The organism is Paraburkholderia sp. SIMBA_030, assembly GCF_046535245.1.
GTDB lineage: Bacteria > Pseudomonadota > Gammaproteobacteria > Burkholderiales > Burkholderiaceae > Paraburkholderia.
In genome coordinates, this window is the sequence record NZ_JAWRXB010001222.1 from 1 (window position 1) to 250 (window position 250).

The 250-nt window shown below is 60.8% G+C and carries 1 protein-coding gene; it reads left to right on the forward strand.

The genetic code is table 11. The features are described 5' to 3' along the window. Positions 1 to 250: hypothetical protein (locus SB772_RS43925; RefSeq protein WP_410839016.1), on the forward strand; the 250-nt coding region annotated here is incomplete at both ends.

Here is a 250-nt window from a genome sequence, read left to right on the forward strand (position 1 = left end):
GTATGACCTGCCCGTGCTCGCGAAGGGCGATCTCCACAACAAGCTTGAGCTCAATCTCACGGACGGCAATCTCAAGCCTGTACCGCAGGCTCCCTACAAAGTGGTGTTCGAGGACGGAACGACCTTGGCTGGCAAACTCGACGGAAGCGGCCACGCCGTCCTGCGGGACGTGCCGGACGGCGCGGCGAAGGTGTTTTTTGGTGAAGATGTTCGGTCTTTTACGCCCCAGTCCGTTCCCGCAGCTCAGGAG